At 46.8% G+C, this 20,592-nt stretch carries 16 protein-coding genes and 1 pseudogene; 9 read left to right on the top strand and 8 right to left on the bottom strand.

The window, feature by feature from the left end; translation table 11 throughout:
* Positions 1-473: 473 nt before the first annotated feature.
* The 3 genes from cspE (at position 474) to uxuR (ending at position 2,976) form a co-directional block, all read left to right on the top strand.
* Positions 474-686: a transcription antiterminator/RNA stability regulator CspE gene (gene cspE / locus VGM55_RS20130; protein WP_008459989.1), complete on the top strand. Its 213-nt coding sequence runs from the start codon at positions 474-476 to the stop codon at positions 684-686.
* A 255-nt stretch (positions 687-941) separates the two neighbouring features.
* A complete protein-coding gene (gene uxuA, locus VGM55_RS20125; RefSeq protein WP_331636449.1) occupies positions 942-2,126 on the top strand; it encodes a mannonate dehydratase in 1,185 nt (394 codons plus the stop codon).
* Between the two features lie 73 nt (positions 2,127-2,199).
* On the top strand, positions 2,200-2,976 hold the full coding sequence (gene uxuR, locus VGM55_RS20120) for a Uxu operon transcriptional regulator (protein ID WP_331636447.1): 777 nt from the start codon (positions 2,200-2,202) through the stop codon (positions 2,974-2,976).
* Between the two features lie 11 nt (positions 2,977-2,987).
* Here the strand turns inward: uxuR and VGM55_RS20115 are convergent, their stop codons facing one another.
* The 5 genes from VGM55_RS20115 to VGM55_RS20095 form a co-directional block, all read right to left on the bottom strand.
* Positions 2,988-3,785, bottom strand: coding sequence for an anti-sigma factor family protein (locus VGM55_RS20115; protein WP_154187028.1), 798 nt, complete (start codon positions 3,783-3,785; stop codon positions 2,988-2,990).
* On the bottom strand, positions 3,782-4,330 hold the full coding sequence (locus VGM55_RS20110; protein WP_154187029.1) for an RNA polymerase sigma factor: 549 nt from the start codon (positions 4,328-4,330) through the stop codon (positions 3,782-3,784). Before VGM55_RS20110 ends, VGM55_RS20115 begins: the two co-directional genes overlap by 4 nt.
* Positions 4,308-4,844, bottom strand: coding sequence for a tetratricopeptide repeat protein (locus VGM55_RS20105; RefSeq protein WP_154187030.1), 537 nt, complete (start codon positions 4,842-4,844; stop codon positions 4,308-4,310). Before VGM55_RS20105 ends, VGM55_RS20110 begins: the two co-directional genes overlap by 23 nt.
* A 16-nt stretch (positions 4,845-4,860) precedes the next feature.
* Positions 4,861-5,451: a cytochrome b gene (locus tag VGM55_RS20100; protein ID WP_331636446.1), complete on the bottom strand. Its 591-nt coding sequence runs from the start codon at positions 5,449-5,451 to the stop codon at positions 4,861-4,863.
* A 122-nt stretch (positions 5,452-5,573) separates the two neighbouring features.
* A complete protein-coding gene (locus VGM55_RS20095) occupies positions 5,574-6,668 on the bottom strand; it encodes an adenosylhomocysteinase (RefSeq protein WP_331636451.1) in 1,095 nt (364 codons plus the stop codon).
* Between the two features lie 221 nt (positions 6,669-6,889).
* Here VGM55_RS20095 and VGM55_RS20090 point away from each other — a divergent pair, with 221 nt between their 5' ends.
* The 6 genes from VGM55_RS20090 (at position 6,890) to VGM55_RS20065 (ending at position 15,793) form a co-directional block, all read left to right on the top strand.
* A complete protein-coding gene (locus tag VGM55_RS20090) occupies positions 6,890-7,474 on the top strand; it encodes a histidine phosphatase family protein (protein ID WP_331636445.1) in 585 nt (194 codons plus the stop codon).
* Between the two features lie 682 nt (positions 7,475-8,156).
* On the top strand, positions 8,157-8,933 hold the full coding sequence (locus tag VGM55_RS20085) for an ABC transporter permease (RefSeq protein ID WP_154187032.1): 777 nt from the start codon (positions 8,157-8,159) through the stop codon (positions 8,931-8,933).
* Positions 8,930-9,592: an ABC transporter ATP-binding protein gene (locus VGM55_RS20080; protein ID WP_154187033.1), complete on the top strand. Its 663-nt coding sequence runs from the start codon at positions 8,930-8,932 to the stop codon at positions 9,590-9,592. Before VGM55_RS20085 ends, VGM55_RS20080 begins: the two co-directional genes overlap by 4 nt.
* Before the next feature lie 46 nt (positions 9,593-9,638).
* Complete coding sequence (locus VGM55_RS20075; RefSeq protein WP_154187034.1) at positions 9,639-10,775, top strand: stealth family protein; 1,137 nt, start codon at positions 9,639-9,641, stop codon at positions 10,773-10,775.
* 15 nt (positions 10,776-10,790) lie between these two features.
* Entirely contained in the window at positions 10,791-14,471 is a 3,681-nt protein-coding gene (locus VGM55_RS20070) for a CDP-glycerol glycerophosphotransferase family protein (RefSeq protein WP_331636444.1), read from the top strand.
* Positions 14,472-14,539: 68 nt separating this feature from the next.
* Positions 14,540-15,793: a hypothetical protein gene (locus VGM55_RS20065; protein WP_331636443.1), complete on the top strand. Its 1,254-nt coding sequence runs from the start codon at positions 14,540-14,542 to the stop codon at positions 15,791-15,793.
* Positions 15,794-15,861: 68 nt separating this feature from the next.
* Here VGM55_RS20065 and VGM55_RS20060 read toward each other — a convergent pair whose 3' ends face one another.
* From VGM55_RS20060 to VGM55_RS20050, 3 genes and pseudogenes are all read right to left on the bottom strand, one after another.
* Entirely contained in the window at positions 15,862-17,139 is a 1,278-nt protein-coding gene (locus VGM55_RS20060) for a capsule biosynthesis protein (RefSeq protein WP_154187037.1), read from the bottom strand.
* 23 nt (positions 17,140-17,162) lie between these two features.
* A complete protein-coding gene (locus tag VGM55_RS20055; protein WP_331636442.1) occupies positions 17,163-19,193 on the bottom strand; it encodes a capsular polysaccharide biosynthesis protein in 2,031 nt (676 codons plus the stop codon).
* A 60-nt stretch (positions 19,194-19,253) separates the two neighbouring features.
* Positions 19,254-20,453, bottom strand: a pseudogene (locus VGM55_RS20050) (polysaccharide biosynthesis/export family protein); the annotation flags it as partial.
* Positions 20,454-20,592: the final 139 nt, after the last annotated feature.

Genomic DNA, 20,592 nt, shown 5'->3' with positions numbered 1-20,592 from the left:
CGGTAAACCCACCGGCCATCACCCAAACATTCGGGGTCGTTCGCGATTCGTTCCCGACGATCGCTCTCTTTCGCTGCTCCCGGCAGCTCAACCCCGCCTGAGTTGGGTCATAACCGGGGGCGATGAGAGCCGGGAACAAGGGCGTGGCTGTGAGACTTGCAGCGCCTGTGACGTTCTGTGTAGCTGTGGGCTAAAAGCGAGGCACGGTTCCGGCTTAAATCGCCTCCTTAAATGAGAATTTTTTTTATTTATCCTGAACCCTTGCTAAATCACCGCGGACGTGAGAGATTAGCACCCGGTTTGGAACACAGACCTTATGAAAGCAGTTTTAGTAAAGCAGTCCTCAGTTCAAGCGCTATCTTAGATATCCCTTCTTCTCGAGTCTCCTCCTAAGTGCCCGAATAAGTCCAACTCTGCTGAACAGACCATGTTCGCCGCGTTTAGTGGCTCAAGAAACTGAAAAGGTAATATCTATGTCTAACAAAATGACTGGTTTGGTAAAATGGTTCAACGCTGAGAAAGGTTTCGGCTTCATCTCTCCTACCGATGGCAGCAAAGATGTATTCGTACATTTCTCTGCAATCCAGAGCGATAGCTTCAAAACTCTCGACGAAGGCCAGAAAGTTGAGTTCTCTATCGAGAACGGCGCTAAAGGCCCAGCTGCTGCTAACGTTGTTGCGCTGTAATTCAGCCTGACGTTTCAGAAGTGAAAGAAACCCGCTACGGCGGGTTTTTTTGTGCCTGTGGTTTAGAGATGTCCTATAGCTTTTGCCCTTACCCTCGCAATGCTATGTGTTAAATTGTGATTTTGGTTAACCAATTTGCGCGTGCTGATTGACACGTTTGGCAAATTGGCCGAGTTTATACGTATGAGCGAATAAATATCTGCACTTAATCGAAACGGTTAGGTGGTCAACCAATTTGAGTTGTAAGGGGACATCATGAAACAAACCTGGCGCTGGTATGGTCCAAACGATCCGGTCACTCTGGCCGACGCCCGGCAGGCGGGGGCGACGGGCATCGTTACCGCGCTGCACCACATTCCGAACGGTGAAGTCTGGCCGGTCGAAGAAATACTGAAACGCAAAGCCGTGGTAGAGGCCGCCGGGCTGGTCTGGTCGGTGGTGGAAAGCGTGCCTATCCACGAAGAGATCAAAACCCATCGCGGGCAGTACGATTTATGGATCGACAATTACTGTCAAAGCCTGCGTAACCTGGCGGAATGCGGTATCTACACCGTGTGCTACAACTTTATGCCGGTGCTGGACTGGACGCGTACCGATCTCGAATACCCGCTGCCGGACGGCTCCAAAGCGTTGCGCTTTGACCAAATCGAATTCGCCGCTTTCGAGCTGCATATTCTGATGCGCAAAGGGGCCGAAGCTGACTACAGCGCCGAAGAAATCGAGCAGGCAAACCGACGCTTCGCTGAAATGCGCGAGGATGAAAAAGCGCGGCTGACCCGTAACATCATCGCTGGCCTTCCTGGCGCGGAGGAAGGCTACACGCTGGATCAGTTCCGCGCCCAGTTGGACACCTACAAAGACATTGATAAAGCGAAGCTGCGCGAAAACTTTGCGTACTTCCTTGAGGCCATCATCCCCGTCGCCGAGCAGATGGGAATTAAAATGGCGGTGCACCCGGACGATCCTCCGCGCCCAATCCTTGGCCTGCCGCGCATTGTTTCTACCGTGGAAGATATGCAGTGGATGGTGGATGCGGTCAACAGCCCGGCAAACGGCTTTACGATGTGCACCGGCTCCTACGGCGTGCGGGAAGATAACGATCTGGTTGGGATGATTAAACGCTTTGGGCCGCGTATCTACTTCACGCACCTGCGCTCGACGCTGCGGGAAGATAATCCGAAGACGTTCCATGAAGCCGCGCACCTCTACGGCGATGTGGATATGTATGAAGTGGTGAAAGCGATCGTCGAGGAAGAGCAGCGTCGCGAGGCGAACGGGCAGCGCGAGCTGATTCCTATGCGCCCGGATCACGGCCATCAAATGCTGGATGACCTGAATAAAAAGGTGAATCCAGGCTATTCCGCGATTGGTCGCCTGAAAGGGCTGGCGGAAGTGCGCGGCGTTGAGATGGCGATTCAGCGCGCGTTCTTTGGTAAATAGCACTCGCCGGGCCAGGGAATGGGTCAACCCATTATGCTATAGTCCAGCCTGGTCCCGGCCCTTGTGAGTCAAAATGAAACTGCAAATCCATGAAAAACCGTCTGCTCAGCCGCAGCGTCCCTATCAGGAAGTTGGCGTGATGCTGCGTGACATGATCGCACGCCAGCAGTATGCCCTGGGGGACAGGCTTCCGCCGGAACGAGAAATTGCGGCACTGCTGGCGGTCAGCCGCACCGTGGTGCGCGAAGCGCTGATCATGCTGGAGATTGAAGGGCTTGTGGAGGTGCGTCGCGGCGCGGGCATATTTGTGGTGGCGATGCCCAATAAGACGGCTAACGTGCCGGCGAGCCAGTGCAACGACGCCGGGCCCTTTGAGCTATTGCAGGCGCGCCAGCTACTGGAAAGCAATATCGCTGAGTTTGCCGCCCAGCAGGCCACGCGGGAAGACATTATGAAAATGCGTCAGGCCTTGCAGATAGAAGAGCAGGAGCTGGTTTCCGGGGATAACGAAAGCGGTGATAAGCTATTTCATCTCGCTATTGCCGAGGCCACCCACAACAGCATGCTGGTGGAATTGTTGAAACAATCCTGGCAGTGGCGTGAAAATAACCCGATGTGGATCCAGCTGCACAGCCATCTGGAGAACAACCACTATCGCCAGGAGTGGCTTACGGATCATAAACAGATCCTCGCCGCGCTGATTAAGAAGGATGCCAAAGCGGCAAAACACGCGATGTGGCAGCACCTGGAAAACGTCAAAAACCGGCTGCTGGAGCTGTCGGACATCGATGATATTAACTTCGACGGCTACCTGTTTGAATCCTGGCCGCTGAATGAGCCTGGGCGTTAACCCCGCCAGCTTCACACGAGCCGCTGTTGCAGCAGCTCCCCGCTTTGCTGTAAATCCTGCTGTGGATTGCGGCCTGTCAGCACATATTCATACCCTTTGTTACGCCACCAGACCAGGTTTAGCCCACGGCGGACTTCATGCTTTAGCGCTGTACTGTCGCTCGTTTTGCTGCGGGAAATGCACAGCGCCATCGGCCCGAAGCTGGCGTGCAGATAAGCCATCTGCGCGATGGAGGTGCTGTCGTAGCGCAGCATTCTCACGCTTTTTAGCTCTGCTTCAGGGATCTCAACGGCCGCCTGAGTGAGCGTCAGGCCGATATCCTGCTGCATACGGTTCAGGCCGCTTTGCAGACCTTGGGGCGTGACGTTGATGTCGGCCAGCGTTTCGGCGCTGTAGAGCGACATGTACTGCGCAATGAGGTCGCGAATTTCCGGCTCGCCGCTGAGCTTTTGTTCACCAGGGCGAATAAAGCGCCCGGCCAGCACGCCGACGGCGAGAAAACTCAGCGAAGCGGCTATCAGATTGCGGCGGCTGACGCCTTTCGCCTGCGGCTTCACGTTCACCGGCTGATGAAGCAGGACATTCAACTTTTGCTCCATGCGGCTGACCGGCGCTTCCTCCAGCAGAGGCGCAAAAGCCTGTTCCCAGGGCTGGTTGCTTTGCATTAGCTGTTCAACGCGAGCGGCCAGAGTGGGATCGTCATTAAGCTGTTGGTCAAAGGCGCGGCGTTCGTCATCGCGCATCTCACCGTCCAGCCAGGCCACGATAGCCTCATCGCTCCACGGAGCGGAGAAGGATTGACGCGTCATTTGAGCTCCTTCTTCATCGTCGGCATCAGGTGTTTGGCGAGCGTCAGGCGCGCGGCGGCCAGGCGGCTCATCACGGTGCCAATGGGAATGGCCAGCGTGTCGGCCGCTTCCTGATAGGTGAAACCTTCGACATAAACTAAAAACACGGTATTACGCTGGGCTTCAGGCAGTTCGCTGACCTGCTGCAGTAGCGCGTGATACTGATGCTTGTCTTCGGTGCTTTCGCTGTCAGCCAGCTGGCTCAGTTCGTCGCTGTCGACAAAGCCCTGGCCCTGGCGAACGCGCAGGGCGCGAATTTCATTGATCCAGATTGAGTACAAAATCGCAAACAGCCAGCGGTCGATGCGGGTACCGGACTGAAACTGGCTGCAGCGCTCTAAAGCGCGCACGCAGGTGGACTGAACCAAATCTTCAGCCACATCGCGATTGCGGGACAGCACCATGCCGTAGCGCCAGAGACGGGCAAGGTGCTGTGCCAGCTGTAAACGAACTTCGTTGACGGTGATTTTTATGTCCTCAAACTTAGGACTCCGGGTGCCCGTCAATGGCGGCTTTTAAATCGCGATACTCCTCGCAGCCGGTTCCGCAGAGCGTTTTAATGGTGGCTAACTGGGCCTTCGCCAGGTCCGGGCGGCCCTTAATCATCCACGCTTCGCCAAGATATTCGCGCACTTTGGCGTAGTGCGGATCCAGGGCGATAGAACGCTGATAATAGCCGATCCCTTCGTCGGTGCGCCCCAGTTTTCTTGTGGCGTAGCCCCGGTAGTTCCAGGCTTCACGCGTGTTGGGCTGCTGCAGGGTATCCAGCAGGTTGAGCGCATCCTGATAACGGCCAGATTTTGCCAGATGATAAGCATATTGCGTCTTATCGCCGTCGCTTAACATGCTGCTCTTTTCCACGGTACAAGTTTTGGTTTTGCTGTCGTACACCTGGCCTTTCGGGCAGTCCGGCGTTTTAGAGTCATCGTCGCCCATGGCGCTGGCGGCGGCGGAATAGAAAAGTCCGCTGGCAACCAGGCACAGCAAAGGCAGCAGTTTACGGCTTGAAGGCGTGTTCATGGTGTCGTCCTGTAGGTTAGCGAGAGTTGCCTTTGCAGGCGGGAAGCATGCGGCGCAGCGTGCCGTCACGCAAAACATAGTGGTGGAGCAGAGCGGCGACGGCGTGTGCGCTCGCCAGCAGGATCAGCGCCCAGGCCACGTTGTTGTGCAGCATTGCCAGGGTATGGCGCAGCGTGGGATCGATGTTGAACACGTCCTGGACCTCAAAGAGGTTGAAGAACCAGAACGGTTCGCCCTGCGCCCAGCGGAACAGGAAGCCAAGCGTGGCCTGGGTGAGCAGCAGGATGTAAAGCACGCCGTGCGTGGCATGGGCGGCGATGCGGAACGCACCCGGCATCGGCACTTTTTCCAGCTTTCTCGATGGCGAAAAAGCGGTGCTAATGCGCCAGACCAGCCGAACGACAATCACCGCGCCAAGCAAAATGCCGAACGAAATATGTAGGGATTGCAGGCTTTTGCGCAGCGGCGTGCCGCGCTCAAGGGCTTCCCAGACATGCGCGCTGGCGAACAGAAATATCACGCAAAAGGCGGTGACCCAGTGGAGGGCTATGCTAAAGGCATCGTAGCGCTTACGGGGCGGCGTAGCGTCGGTGGGCAGGTAACTCATGATTGTCTCTTCCTCAGGTTCTAGTAAGGAGTAAACAATCGGGACGAGGAAATTATTCGGTGGGGATGAAAAAAAGTCAGGCGTCCAGCAAGCGCCTGACTTTATGGAGACTTACCGCAGCATTACAGTGCTTTTTCCCAGACGGACTGCGGCAGTAGATACACTGCTTTTTCAGCGTGCTGGCCGTCGGTCACGATGTGCTTGATGCCGCTCGCCATCACGGCCAGCGTCACGTCGAAGGCGTTCAGGCTGTCGCCGAAGCCAGCCGTCAGGTTCAGCATTGAGCCGTTCGCCATCAGGTAAAGCGTCTTGCCATTAAGCTTGTAAGCATTGATAAACGGCATCACTTCTTCGTTCGGATATTGCTTCAGGTAGCCGCAGTCGATCTCTTCGGCAACGTGGCCCACGTTCAGCACGAACACGCCATCTTTGGCTTTATCCAGCACCGCTGCGCTGACGACTTTTTTGGCGCCGGTTGCGGTGGCGACCACGTCGGTGGTAGCAATCACGTCATGAATATCAACCACGTGCCAGCCGTCGTAGGCGGCCTGCAGGCGGCGAGCCGGGTCTAATTCGGCAACCATCACCTGGCCACCGTAAGCTTTGGCGGCGGCGGCAACGCCCTGGCCGACCAGGCCGTAGCCAATCACCAGCACTTTCTTCTCGTGCAGGGTGAGGTGCGTGGTCTGGAAGAAGGTCTGCCACGCGGTGAGGCCAACCATATGGCGGTTATGCAGGCCTTCTTTTACCGGCAAATCGTCCCAGTTGAAGATAGGGTAGCCCGGACGCAGGTTAGCAAGGCGGTTAACGCCGGAGCCGGTGGCTTCCAGGCAGGCGACCACGTCGCCAAACTCGCCACGCTGATGCAGCAGCGTGGTGATGTCCGCGCCCATTTCGCACAGATGCGTTGGGCGCCAGGCAATGGCTTTTTCCCACGAGTCGCGCCAGTCAGCGCCGCTCATATTGCGCCATGCGCAGGCTTCCGCTCCGGCAGCGACCAGGTAAGCGACAACGTCATCCTGCACGGTGGTTGGGTTGCAGGTGGTGAGGAAGACTTTGGCGTTTTTCTTCAGCAGGCCTTCAACCAGCGGGATCATTTTCAGGTCGAGATGCATATTGCAGGCGATACGGACGTGGCTTAAGTCTGGCAGCGCCTGAACCTGCTTAAGGGTGCGAACCATGTGGCGGGTGGACCACGCAATCTCTTTATTAAACATCTCGCTCTGGGTGCTCACGGCTGTTCCTTATTAATTGTTTTTACTGGTTTTTGTAGAATATATCATCACGTTAACGGGCGTCAGAATAGCAAAACGGCGGGCGGTTGTTAATCGGTGAAGTTGGCTTGGCAGGGATGATTTCTGCTTACCAATGTTTTGTTTTTTCCCTCGATTTTTTCTCTATAGTAGAAGCTTCATCCCCTGATAAAAACGAGAAAAGCATGATCAAGAAAGCGCTTGTTGTGTTGCTGAGCAGTGCCTTGTTGACCCCGATGATAGCGACGGCCGATAGCACGATAGTGTTCCTGCGCCACGGCGAGAAACCAGCTAATAATAGCGGGCAGCTCACCTGCAAAGGGCTGAACCGCGCATTGCAGCTGCCATCGGTTCTGTTAAGCCAGTACGGCAAACCGGATGCCATCTACGCCGCTGCGCCGAAAGAGAACAAAACAGGCAGCTCGCTGCGCCCGTTAACGACCATTACGCCGACCGCCATCCGCCTTTCTCAGGCTATCGACCTGCATTATCACGCCGAGCAGACGGACGAACTGGTGGACGATTTGCTGAAAAACCAAAGCAGCGGTCGCCTGACGTTTGTCTCATGGGAGCATAAAAACCTGGTGATAGCGGCGCAAAAGCTGGTGAAGGAAACCGGTGGCGACCCGGCCGTGGTGCCGAAGTGGCCAGGCAGCGATTTTGATTCGCTCTACATCATCAAATTGGATGATAAACAGCGCTTTAAATCCTTTAGCCGTGGAGCAGAAGGGCTGAATAACGTGCCGGATAGCTGCGTGGCTGCAGGCTGAACGGAAAGAACATGACTTCCGGTGCCTGGCCTGCAGATGAGCATGCAGGTGCCGGGAGAGTACGCCACCTACCATGCCGCTTCTGTGCGACCAAATTCCTAAAAGTGCAAAGATAAAGTCCGAAAGTTGCTCTGATACCGGCGGAAGAAATATCGGCCTCTCAGCGTTTGTTCCCTTTTTATCATTAATCCACGCCATCTCTCCTTTCTTCTGCATAACACCTTGAGGATTCAACGTGAACTATCCCAATGCCGCTGATATCGGGGTTGCATAATCATTTTGACCGCCACTGAAGGCAGCGCTATGAGAGCGCAGCGTTGGCTGGATAAGAATGTTTTTGCTATTTCGGCCTCATATTAATTGCTGTTACCTATTATGGATGGATCTGCTCTTCCGGTAACGTTGCGAACATTAAACGGAGGTGTGGGATTAACAGGGAGCGGTATCTTCGAACTTCTGCTGCTGAGCAGGGTAATTTCACCATAGCTTAGCTTTTCTGATTTTCTGAAGTATTAGTTTTTGGCCCGGTTTGCTGTTCTCAGAATGCCCTTCACGTTTTTGCATCCCATTCGTTTATGTAAAACGCCTTTTGTAAGGTTTATTTAGTTATTCAGCGTATTGGTTGCTGTGAGCCATGGGCGGTAGCGTGTGTATCACTCTTTTAACGTACTGGAAATAAACTATGGCAAGAAGTGGTTTTGATGTTCAATTAGCCTCGGTCAACGCGTTATTCCTGCGTGAACTGAAAACCCGCTTCGGGAAGTACCGATTAGGATATCTTTGGGCCATACTGGAGCCCACTTCTCATTTATTGATATTGTTGACGATCTTTGGTTTTATCATGCATAGAACCATGCCCGATATTTCTTTTCCGGTGTTTTTACTTAATGGCATTATTCCATTTCTTTTGTTTAACAATATCGCCAGGCGATCAATTGGAGCGATTGAAGCAAATCAGGGTTTGTTTAATTACCGCCCCGTAAGACCCTTCGATACTATTGTTTCAAGGGCTTTGCTTGAGGTGTTAATCTATGCCATTGTCTATGTGATCTTAATGATTGCAGTGAGTTTTCTTGACGACGGTATTATTATCAGTAATTTAGTTCTATTCGTTGTTACCTGGTTCTTTCTTGTCGTTTTTTCTTGTGGAGTTGGTTTTATTTTTATGGTCGTAGGAAAGATGTTTCCTGAAACAGAAAAATTTCTACCTATTATACTTAAGCCCCTCTATTTTATCTCCTGCATTATGTTTCCTTTACATAGCATTCCCCATGAATATTGGCCATATTTTTTATGGAATCCTCTCGTACATGCGGTCGAATTAAGCCGCAACGCTATTGTCGCAGGTTATGAATGTGATGGGGTCAGTTTAAGTTACTTGTTTATCTGCACATTAGTGACTCTTTTTCTTGGGCTGGCGCTTTATCGGACGAGTGAAAAGGCCATGTTAACCTCATGATTAAAATTGAAAATTTAACTAAATCATATCGTACCCCGAAGGGACGACATTATGTTTTCAGAGATCTCACTATTGAGATACCCAGCGGGAAAAGTGTGGCGCTAATCGGTCGAAATGGCGCAGGAAAATCGACGCTTCTACGCATGATCGGTGGAATAGATCGGCCCGACAAAGGGAAAATCATTACCAATAACTCAATCTCATGGCCCGTAGGCCTGGCGGGAGGGTTCCAGGGAAGCTTGACGGGACGAGAAAATGTAAAATTTGTTTCTCGCCTTTATGCTGAAAAAAATGAGTATCGGGAAAAGGTTCGGTTTGTAGAAGAGTTTGCTGAACTGGGGAAATATTTTGACATGCCGATTAAAACATACTCTTCAGGAATGAAGTCTCGGTTAGGTTTTGGTCTGAGTATGGCCTTTGATTTTGATTATTATTTGGTTGATGAGGTCCTTTCTGTCGGTGATGCCAGGTTTAAAAATAAATGTTCTGAGCTATTTGATGAGCGAAGAGTGACATCAAATTTATTAATGGTTTCTCATAGCTTAAGTTCTTTAAAACAGTATTGCGATGTTGCGTTACTTATCGGGAGGAATAATGTTGTAAGATATTACGAAAACATTAATGAGGCAATATATTGGTATATCAAAGATATCTCATGATATTAGATATTAGCTCATCGATTAACAATAACGTAAGTATTTCAAGATGAATGCTATAGCTAAGAAAACAAAAAAATTATTGAAATCCCCGGGAGTTTTTTTAAGAGACTACTTTAATAAAAAACATCCTATTATAAGAAATGAAGTTGGATGCCCTGAAAATGAAGAGAGTATTTTAATAAAACACGACCTTATTCTTGAAAGTATAATTCCTACAAATTTTGATATTGACGTTGTCTATACATGGGTCAATAGTAATGATGCTGTATGGCGGAGTAAGCTTGATGCTTATCTGGGAATAGATACGGTTGATTTTGGTCATGCTGCAAAGGACCAGGCGCGCTTCAGTAATCATGATGAAATATTTTACTCAATAAAAAGCGTATTAAAAAATCTCCCGTGGGTAAGATATATCTATGTCGTCACCGACGGGCAGGACCTGAAGTTTGGCAATATATCGCCAAAAGTAAAACTTGTTGATCATAAAGATATTATAGATGAGAAGTATCTCCCTACATTTAACTCTCATGTAATAGAAGCCCATCTTCATAAAATACCTTCTTTATCTGAAAATTTTATTTATTTTAACGATGATGTCTTTGTTGGCAGACCTTTGCCTGCCGCGCATTTCTTTCGTAGCAACGGGGTTGCATCCTTATTTTTATCTAACAAAAGCCTTAAGCATATGAAAGGCCGTGGGGTGAATACACCAACGCTTAGTGCATCACTACGCTCGATATCAATTCTCGAAAATAAATTTTCAGTCAATATAGATACGCCGTTGGCGCATACGTACTTTCCCTTGAAAAAAAGCATGTTCAATAAAGTTTGGGTGTTATATAAAAATGACATTGAATCTTATCTTAATAATAAGTTTAGAACCGATCATGATCTAAATTTAGCAACATTTTTTGTTCCCTGGTTTACCTATTTAAAAGGGGCGGCGGTGCAGTCCAGAGATATATGTCATTATTTCAATATAAGATCTTCCGCTGCGCCTGGTTATTATAATCATTTGGTTTTTTGTAAAACTAACAATGAGATGCCTCATTCTATTTGTGCTAATGATTTCAACTCTACAAGCATAACAATTAAAAACTATAAAAAAATACTGATAGATAACATGAAGTATCATTTTGATAATGAAATTGACGAATTAATAAATCCCGATAAACTTGTTTAATGGTATAAATTTAATATGAATAAAAAAATCAGAAAGTTAATCAACAATCCTGGGTTATTTTTTAAGGATATGGTGTCAAAAAAACAAATGGCACTAAGAACAGTAGCTTCTGGTAAAGTTGTTGCAGGCCTTAGTTATAATATTGTAATCGTCACCAGTTCAGTTTTGAATAATTATAAAGAATGTTTTGATTCAGTTTTGGCGCAAAAGGCCAGTGAGAATATCAATGTAATTATACTTAATAAAGATGAACCAGAATCGGATGTCACTGTTTATCGTCATGGTCAACGTCTTGAGAATTGCTCATTTGAGGCAGCATTGAGCAATGAGTATACACTGTTTATTTGGTGCCAGGATTTACTGGATGTGAATTTCATATTCAATGCAGACCGTATTCTGCAGAAGCACAATAAAAATAATAACATCATTGTTACTAATAAATTTAAGTCTTCATCAATAACACAATTACCTCGTAACTATCATCCTTTTACCGCTATCTATAATAAAATACAGCCGTTGAAAGTGACGGCAAGTTCAATGATAGTTGATTCAATTTATGGCACATTTTTTTCAACAAATCTGGTAAAACAGCAGTTGGTTGAGTGCCAGGGTTACTCTTGGTTAAATTTTGACGGATTGGGATTACTCTGCAGTGTATTAGGTGATGAGCAAAGTGAACCTGTTATTTATATTTCTCGTCAATCAAAATATTTAGTTTCCGAAGAGTTGATTCATCTTCCCTTTTCGGGAACCGAATGGTCTCAGGTCGAATTGTTTGGTGCGGATTTCACGGGTGTCATAGATATATTTTATAATAATATTATTATTGAGAATGTGTGGACGCCATTGCTTAAACGTTCGCTTTTCTTTTTCCTCTTAAAATATATTAAAAAAGGGCTGGCTAACCAATCTCTTCTTGATGGGTGTTCTCTGAAAGAAGCAGAACTATTTCATCAATATTTTGCTAAGGCACTATCGATTATTGGTGAAAAAATCATCTCAACGTTTAATGTTGCATGTGCTGAACAACTGAAAGTAGGCGCATTGAATAAAATAGATATAGAACGATTTAATAGTATAGTTGATATATTACAGTATGACGAAGATAAAAATCAGGTGCTGCTTCGTTATTTTTCTGCTACCGACTATTTTGAGTCGTTTAGATGTGCGAGTGGGGAAATAGTGCCGGTTGAGATGAAAACCGTTAGCCACAATCTTTTTTTTAATACGTTTTTTTACGAAAGAAGAATATGGGTGTGTTTGGATGATTTGAATAACACATCAAAGCTTATTGTTAACATAAATAATGGTCCGACAAAGTTTAGAGGGTTAAATAAAAAAGTTGTTGCTACAATAACCTTAGGAGATATTATCAATCATTATAATGAGCTTAAACCAAAATTTAAAGTAAGTAGAAAGTATAATAATGCATGGATTTTAATGGATCGTGATAATCAGGCCGATGATAACGCAGAGCATTTATATCGATATATAAAGAAAAATCGTCCTGACATTCCAGCATATTTTGTTATCTCTAACGAATCTCATGACTGGGAGCGGCTGGAGGATGACGGTTTTAATTTATTAGCATTTGGTAGCTCTGAACATGAGGCTGCACTCGAGTCTTGTTCACGTGTTATTAGTTCTCATGCCGCACAGTTTGCTACTGATTATTTTAAAGATAAAAGGATGTTAAGTAAAAAATTTGTATTTCTCCAGCATGGTGTCATTCACAACGATCAGTCAGCTTTATTTAAACCAGACTGGAAAAAATTTGACTTGTTTCTGACCTCATCTCATGATGAATACCAATCTATCGCGGGGGAACATAGTGCTTATAAATTTACGGCGAAAGAGGTCGCACTAACCGGTTTACCTCGTCATGATGCATTAATACATTCAGATGTGCAGAAGCAGAAGATGATCCTTGTTATGCCAACATGGCGACCCGCTCTGTTGGGGAAAGTGCTCGAGGGTACGACAAGAGAATTACTTCCGGATTTCATTGAAAGTGAGTATGCGAACAAATGGAGAGATTTTCTTAGTAATGAAAGACTAAAAATGTTCGCTGCTGAGTCTGGCTATGAGATTGTTTTTTTCCCTCATGCAAATATACAGCCGTACCTTGATGAATATATCCTCCCCGAACACGTTAAAGTGCTTAGCCATGCGGCTGGTAGCATTCAGGAATTATTCTTAAAAGCAAGTGTAATGGTGACTGACTATTCCTCGGTTGCGTTTGAGATGGCCTATTTGAATAAGCCGGTATGTTACTATCAATTTGATGAAGAGGATTTTTTCCAAAAAGGTCATTACAATAAAGGGTATTTCGATTATAGAAATGATGGTTTTGGTCCAGTATTTACTTCGGAGAATAACACCATTGAATTTGTCCGTGATATAATTAGTAACCAGTGCGAGAGTTATCCACTTTATGCGGAAAGAGTAAAAAACTTCTTTCCCTTCAGGGATGGTAAATGTTGCGAGCGCGTTCTTAATGCAATACTCCAGCTTGATGAAAAGACTTCTCACTCCTCTTCGATTGCACCCGAGGATTGGGCTGAACAAGCCGTTATTTTTGACCAAATCCGTTTTGCATATGACCGTTATCATCAAATTTTTCAGAAAATGTCTCCTGAAGAAATGTGCAATGTCGATCGTCGGCATCATCATAATTATTGCAATGTCCTTCTCCATCATGGTGATTTTGATAGGGCGCAAGCATTTTTCAGCGCCACTGAAAAGGATGAGCAAGAAAACCAATTATTCTATATCAAATCTAACATAATCCGTTCATTAACCCATCTTCATCCATTAGATTCGGTGGTCATAAAATCACTTAGTTGTGACGATTATGAATATATTAATAGTTTTATTTCAGAATCGACAGCTAAAGAGACGGATAAAACTCATCACCCCATTGATACACTGCATGTTGCGGATTGTGATTATCGTTCTACTCGAAGAAAGGGAAGTGATTTCATCCATTCCTTTATTAGTGATGATACTGTCAACCTGAGGATATTAGAGATAGAGAGGAAATATTCTTCAGCGATTGTGTGTTACAACGCGATGGACAGTAAGGATCGTGAATTCATTGTCAATAAAGCTATTTATATGCGATCGCTTAGAGCGCTAAATAAATGGGCTTTAATCATCGATTTTGCAAAGACAAATATTTTACAGGGACGGACAGGGATTCATTGTTTCGCCTCTGCATATTTATATGCTATGCGGTGTAATAAAAAAATAGCACCCAATTTTTCAGATTTCGATTATGTTTTAAGCGACGTGGAAAACATAGATTTTAGTACCATCAAAGATTTTCTTTATTATTGTTTCTTTATTAAAAACTACAAGAATGTAGATGTCATTATTGCCAGGCATTTTCGTGAAATCAACACGGTCACGCTTGAGAACTATTGCACTATATTATGCCGGGAGAAAAGAGTTTCATATTGTTATGAGATGTTGAAATCTATTCCCTTCGATGAATTGTCAATTAAAGGCTTAACGCTATTAGGTGAAATGGCATTGTTAAATGATGAATTCGATATTTCCATTAACTCATTTAAACGTGCCAGTCTGTTGAATTTGCCGAAAGTAGATAAAAATTTACAGGTGCGCTTAAATTACGCTATGTCCTGTGAGCGAGATTTTTATGAAAGAAAGTCATTAGTAACTGAAGTAGTATGAGTTTAAATAACTCACTCGTCCTTAATTTATATTAGTTTATTTAAGCTACATTATTGCGAATATATATAATGAAATATGCACATTTAAAATTTGGTGAGTTTGAAGGGTTAGCCAAAGGTGTACTAGTGGTTGATGACGATGAAATTCCAGTAGCAGGGAAAAAAGGCAAGTGGTTGACAAATATACCATTGCCGGAAGGAGGAAAGGTCAATCTCAAAAGTGATAATGAAAATATTTCTTTAGTCGTGAGTGCGGCAAAGCTTTTTCATCCCGACCAGGTGAATTTTGATGAGCGCTATCATATACAGAAGCACTCTTTGCAAGGTGAGGATATATACTACTCAATATCGGGTAATACTATTAATCCTCGTAAAATACTGGTCACTTTTCCTGGGGTGAGTAATTTTGATAATGTCAATTATCGCCTAAGTGCTATGACATCTTTGCAAAGTAACTTAAAGGATATGCTCATCCTTGCTTTTCAGGACCGTGAGGCTACGTATGGAAACTACATGCATCACACTGAAAATGGTTACCCACTTAAATCGATAGCCATCGGATTGATTAGTGGGCTGTGTTCTCGTCATGGGATAAAAGAAGAGGATATCATATTCTATGGTAACTCCAAAGGTGGCTCTATTGCCATTGACTATATAGAAAGATTTCAGTCTTCTTACTTTTTTATAGACATACCACAGCTTGATCTTTTTAATTATCAATCACAAAATGCAATTATGAGATACAGCTTAGGTGTGGATACGCGAAATTACTATAACTTCTTACAGTATTTGCCACAGATCAATAATCGACGTGTTTGTTACTCCTTCGCTGAACAAGATTTAGATGCCTCATGTGGTTTACCTATGAAGTCGTTTTCTGGTTTAACCGTCTCAATGCTAAAAGATATGAAACACTCAGGCTCTGCGATGGAATTTGTGAAAAAACAATTCACCAAGGTTATTCAGCTCATGAATGAATCTGGGGCGATCATGCGAGCACCGATAGATATGAAATATGAGGTAAAAGACGGCTTCCTTTATTTGAGAAGAGCCCTTGGTGCATTTAAACATCATGATGATTTACGTAAAATATATTCTGAAGTTGAATTCACGAAAGAAGATGAGTCCTACTCTATTTCGTTAAATCAAATTTTTAATAGATGCATCTACGTTTACTGGCGATACGGCTTTGATATACTAAGACACCTAAGCCCTGGTACCTATAAAATGAAACTACATGTCTATTATGATTTCAAGGAGTTTGTTTATCCTTTGAATCAGATGGTGACTCTCGATGACAAAGGCAGTATCATTATTCAATGATGGATATATGGTTATAATATATATACAATGGTTTTGAGAGGGCTTGGTTATATTTGAAAAGCATCTGATTATACATCAGATGCTTTTTTGTTTGTCATGGAATAAGTGCTGGCAATTTTATTGAATGAAGAGGTTGCAATGGTTGAGCTAAAATCATCATGAGGTTTTTTTCCATAGTAAACCGCATTGATTTGAGTATTTTTCAATAACCAATTTCTAAACTTTTTAAAGAGTCTTATATCAGGCTTGAAGTCTGAATTCCAAAATTGATTAAGATCGCCCTGATAAGTTATCTCCCGGATATTATACAATGCTTTTCCCATTACTTTTAATGGCTTATTATGGATCAATGCTGAAAGCCCTGCGGTACTATTGATGGTAATAACGGCTTTCGCATGAGTCAGTAATTCAGGTACGGGAATATCATGGACGTATATAACTCGCTTGTGAATACCATACTTTTTCCCCAGGCGGAGAATGAGAGGTTTATAAAGACGATGGCCGCGATCCATTGGATGATGCTTGAAAACCAGCATTGTCGTCGGTGGTGCGTGATGTGAAAAAGAGAGCATAACTTCATTGATGAAATCACGAACATCATCGTAGTGGCTATGATTTCGAATTTGACTGTCGTTATAAACCTGTAAAACGGCAAGATAATAACGTTCACTGAATGTCGTTTGTAGAGCGCCAAGGACATTACGCTGCTGATATTTGTACCATACCTTACGCCAGCCGGCCCGAAACCAGCAGCGTGCCTCATACCATGGAGAAAAAGACTTGTGGTGCTGATAATGCGGGTATTTTTCGTGAACGTACCAGCTTACCAGATAGTACCAGGCCGCATGCCACATTCGTTTCAGGGATGATGGCTTAAGCCTGAGCTCCTCAGCCGTGGCCGCCGGGCTTTCCTCCAGGTGATGATAGAATTCAGGCTCCCTTGGCGTTGCCGAGTAGGCGTTAACACCACCGGCCTCAAGCGTGATGAAGTGTGGACGCAGATATCCTTCCTCAAAAGCAAGAAAGCGCACGTCTTTTAAATCCGTCCAGCGATGAGCAAGCTGATGCAGCGGTCGACAGTCGCCAAAACATAGGATCGTGTCGAAAGGGTACTCCTGATAGAGATCCTCCAGCCAGGCAGGGAATGTTTTTGGCAACTGATTAAACACTCTGTAATTGCCGTTGCGGCAATAGAACCGATCTCCACCGTTGAATACAACCTGTACGGTTTCACGGCCAAGCGTCTCCAGCCAGGCTGAAAGTTTACTAAAGAATGGCCCCATGGGGCCCTGTAAGAGGAGGTACCGCCTTCCTGACAGTAGCGCTTTTACCGCATTGTTCTGCATAAACATCCTTGTGTTTCAGAAGACTAACTAAATCTTACTTTGTAAAGCATGCTTAGTTTTCGGTAGAGTCTGAGCAACCAGTCATATCTGCTGCAGACGGGATTGATTTTTCCTCTCGGTACTGAGATCAGGTAATGAACGGCATCTTCTACCTCAATGGGGTGCAGGTAGTGCGGGTGAATATAAGTTGGGTAGGCAATGAGGCTGTGATAGATCAATTCATCCAATCCCAGACGTTTAGTGCGACGAGGGCTCTTATGCTCATCGACCGTCAGACCCCAGCCGGCATAGAACGGCAAGCCATAGCAGAAGACTTTTTTGCCATGCAGCAACCCTTCGAATCCGGACAATGATGTTAGGGTATGGATCTCATCACTTTGCTGGATGCAGGTGATGATATCTGCATTCAGAGCCTGGATATTCGCCCATCGAGCAACGTCCTCAGAAGAGACGTGTCCTTGCCGATTACCGGCCAATACATCTGGATGCGGTTTATAAATGATAAATGCATCTGGATTACGTTCCCGAACCGTGCGGAGGAGTTCATGGTTAGTTTTTATGGAACGTGTTCCGGTGATTATCGAGGCGTCGTCTTCCACCTGTCCGGGAACCAGAAGTACTCGTTTCCCGGTTGCCGCCGAAGGAAGTAACCAGGATTCTCCCAGGTTATATTTACTGAGCTTACTGTCTACCAATTGCTTGCGGAGGCTGATGGCTCGTCGGCGTTGGCTCTCCTCCAGATCGCTCTGTTGTAGCAGGGTTTCAAGGTCGCTGGGTCGGCTGGCATCGTAGTAGATACCGCTTTTATCCAGCACCAGAGAGAGCGGTGGGTGAAGATCGGAACCTAAACCGCCAGAGCGTAAAAAACCGTCCTCCATACGCCATATAGAGAGATTGTGGCGTACAGCTTTCTTCTGCCATCGCTGCTCACCATGCACGCCCCAAACAATGCACACAGTCGCGATGCGGTTGGGGACGCGTGAGCTGAATAGCTTATTGTCTCCGGTGGTTAAAAAAGGCCTGACAACTGCAGACTTCCATAAGGTTAAGCCAGGAAGCCAGAGGTTACCTTTACGCTGTTGATGAAAGCGGCGCTGACAAGTCAGCCCTGATAGCACGTCGAAAAGCGTTCCCGGCTTGCCGGTTAAGGGATGGATATAGCGGCTATAGCGAAAATAGGCGGCGCTGAACAAATCGATAAGCGATGCCTTTCCTCTGCGAGAAGCCAGCCGGAGGGCCTGAGGGTGGCGATCGTCTGTTAAGCCCCAGCCGGCGTACCAGGGTTGACCATAGCAGCTAACAGGAACACCCGACAGAAGAGCTTCAAAACCGTATTGCGATGTCATCACGTAAGCGCGCTTAATGTAGCGGAACAGCGAATGTGGGCTAACATCGTGGTCAAGTAGCGTTATCCGCGGATGTGAGAGCGATTCGGTGAAATAGCCCTTTTTCTTTCCGCTCAACACGTCCGGGTGCACTTTGAGCCAAATTTCAGCATCAGGATTTTCCCGGACCGCGTCTTCGAGCATTCTTTTAAAATCGGCTTCTCCGGCGTTCCCGTACTCAACGGAAACATCCCCCAGGGTTTGATCCACCACCAGTACCGCACCATCCAGCATGGGATTTTCAGGGGAAAACGTGGCCGAGTGATTATATTTTGAGAGATCGTTTTTCACGATAAGGTCAATCGCCACGCTGGCCTGAGAAGCAAACTCGGCATTACCTTCGGTATCCTGGATAAGTTGTTCCAGCGTGCTGGGAGCGGAGGCATCGTAATAAATGCCTTTATAATCGACGACCAGCGAAAGTGGCGGGTGGCCATGGATGCCTAATCCAAAGGAACGAATAAAACCGTCCTCCAGACGGACGACAGGCACCCCGGCCTTACTGGCCAGAGAAACCGGCTTCCTGCCGCTTGGGCGATGTCCCCACACGGCAACCGCCGTTACAGAGCCCGGCATCGGTTGCCGTGATGAGAGCTTCTGGCATGTCATCGGTAAGAAATGTTGCAGATGCGGAATACGCCAGATGCCGCTTGAAAATATACCTAACACCTTGTCAGTTAAACTCCTGCATATGCCTTACTTTTATTTCCAGAAAAGTAAGGCGGGCGGTTAGAGCGTCAGTATGACTTTTGCCGCAACGGCAAGCTGGTAAAGGATGGTGGAGATCCCGCGAGTGATTTCGATGTTCTTCGATTCATATTTCGGCAGCACCATAATTTCGTCCCCGGCCTGAAGCGTTCCGGCATCGTCAGCATCCAGGGTTGCGCCGTTCTGGCGAATAACGATGATTTTCGAATTGCCGGATTTTTGCGTTAACCCACCGCATTTTTCGATGTAATGCTTCGGCTTTAGCCCCTTTTCCCAACTCACTGCATTTGGGAACAACACTTCACCATGTACCATTACCAGTGACGTTCTTTCCGGAATGGTGATGACATCTCCATCTTCCAGCAGGACTGAATCGATAGTTGTTTCGCTAAGCACCACTTCACCTTTGGGTACAACCTGGCGGGCTTTAGCAACAAAACGACTCACCAGCTGCGCTTCTTGCAGGCGCAGGCGTGATTCTTCCTGTGTAGAGGATTGGGCGGATAGCGAAGCCTGTTCCAGCTTCTGCAACGCAAGATCCAGCATCTCTTTTTGGCGCAGGGCAACGGAACGGCGGTAGAGCTGAATGGCGCTTATCTGAGACATGCTATTTGGCCTAATCTGCGCCAACACCTGACGCATGCTTGCGCCATACGGCAGGACAATGGCGTGTTCGCCGGAGTGCGCCCCTTCGATACGTACCTGTATCGTACCGGCATAGCGGTCAGTGCTGATAATCAGCTTATCCCCGTCCTGAAGCGAGCGACCCGCAGCGGAAAGTAGCGGGTAATACTCGCTGCGCTTTGCACTTCCCTGCTGGCGAATGATGGTCATATGAGTTGCTCCGGGCTTCGGGCGAGCCCAGCTCAGCGCCTCAGCGATCGGTATCGTGTTGGCTCGAAACTCAAATTCATAGCTATTGAAGACATCGCCTTCGACGCTAAAGGTGTGCTGACGAGGGCCAACAACAATAGTGTCACCATCGGCGAATTGCGACAGGCCAAGCTTTCCGTCCAGCAGGAAGTCGTACAGGTTTACCCGGGTACGTTGATGAGAACCACGTTTCACCGTGATATTTACGTAGCTTCCTCTTTCGCTGTCGACGCCGCCCGCTTTACTCAAGTAGGAGAGCAGAGAGTCCGACGCGACGCCGCCGTATAAGCCGGGATTGCGCACGTAACCTGTGACAAAGACTTTGACGGGCTGTGCCTGGAGCAGTGTGAACCGCCCCGGAAATCCTGGAGACTAAACTCCTTGAGAAAGAGGCAAACAGGATGACTAAAAATACGCGTTTTTCCCCTGAGGTCCGCCAGCGGGCCATCCGTATGGTTCTGGAGAGTCAGAACGAATACGACTCACA

It is taken from the genome of Cedecea sp. (assembly GCF_036500665.1).
In the GTDB taxonomy this organism is placed as follows: domain Bacteria; phylum Pseudomonadota; class Gammaproteobacteria; order Enterobacterales; family Enterobacteriaceae; genus Cedecea.
Note: the sequence above shows the minus strand (reverse complement) of the source record. Positions and strands in the feature narration are given on the sequence as shown.

Bases quoted from the DNA above. Each gene is read 5' to 3' on its own strand.
- VGM55_RS20075 (WP_154187034.1), top strand. From the start codon at position 9,639: ATGAATGCTATAGCTAAGAAAACAAAAAAATTATTGAAATCCCCGGGA.
- cspE (WP_008459989.1), top strand. From the start codon at position 474: ATGTCTAACAAAATGACTGGTTTGGTAAAATGGTTCAACGCTGAGAAA.
- VGM55_RS20095 (WP_331636451.1), bottom strand. From the start codon at position 6,668: ATGTTTAATAAAGAGATTGCGTGGTCCACCCGCCACATGGTTCGCACC.
- VGM55_RS20115 (WP_154187028.1), bottom strand. From the start codon at position 3,785: ATGACGCGTCAATCCTTCTCCGCTCCGTGGAGCGATGAGGCTATCGTG.
- VGM55_RS20090 (WP_331636445.1), top strand. From the start codon at position 6,890: ATGATCAAGAAAGCGCTTGTTGTGTTGCTGAGCAGTGCCTTGTTGACC.
- VGM55_RS20080 (WP_154187033.1), top strand. From the start codon at position 8,930: ATGATTAAAATTGAAAATTTAACTAAATCATATCGTACCCCGAAGGGA.
- VGM55_RS20065 (WP_331636443.1), top strand. From the start codon at position 14,540: ATGAAATATGCACATTTAAAATTTGGTGAGTTTGAAGGGTTAGCCAAA.
- VGM55_RS20105 (WP_154187030.1), bottom strand. From the start codon at position 4,844: ATGAACACGCCTTCAAGCCGTAAACTGCTGCCTTTGCTGTGCCTGGTT.
- VGM55_RS20060 (WP_154187037.1), bottom strand. From the start codon at position 17,139: ATGCAGAACAATGCGGTAAAAGCGCTACTGTCAGGAAGGCGGTACCTC.
- VGM55_RS20085 (WP_154187032.1), top strand. From the start codon at position 8,157: ATGGCAAGAAGTGGTTTTGATGTTCAATTAGCCTCGGTCAACGCGTTA.
- VGM55_RS20070 (WP_331636444.1), top strand. From the start codon at position 10,791: ATGAATAAAAAAATCAGAAAGTTAATCAACAATCCTGGGTTATTTTTT.
- VGM55_RS20100 (WP_331636446.1), bottom strand. From the start codon at position 5,451: ATGAGTTACCTGCCCACCGACGCTACGCCGCCCCGTAAGCGCTACGAT.
- uxuR (WP_331636447.1), top strand. From the start codon at position 2,200: ATGAAACTGCAAATCCATGAAAAACCGTCTGCTCAGCCGCAGCGTCCC.
- uxuA (WP_331636449.1), top strand. From the start codon at position 942: ATGAAACAAACCTGGCGCTGGTATGGTCCAAACGATCCGGTCACTCTG.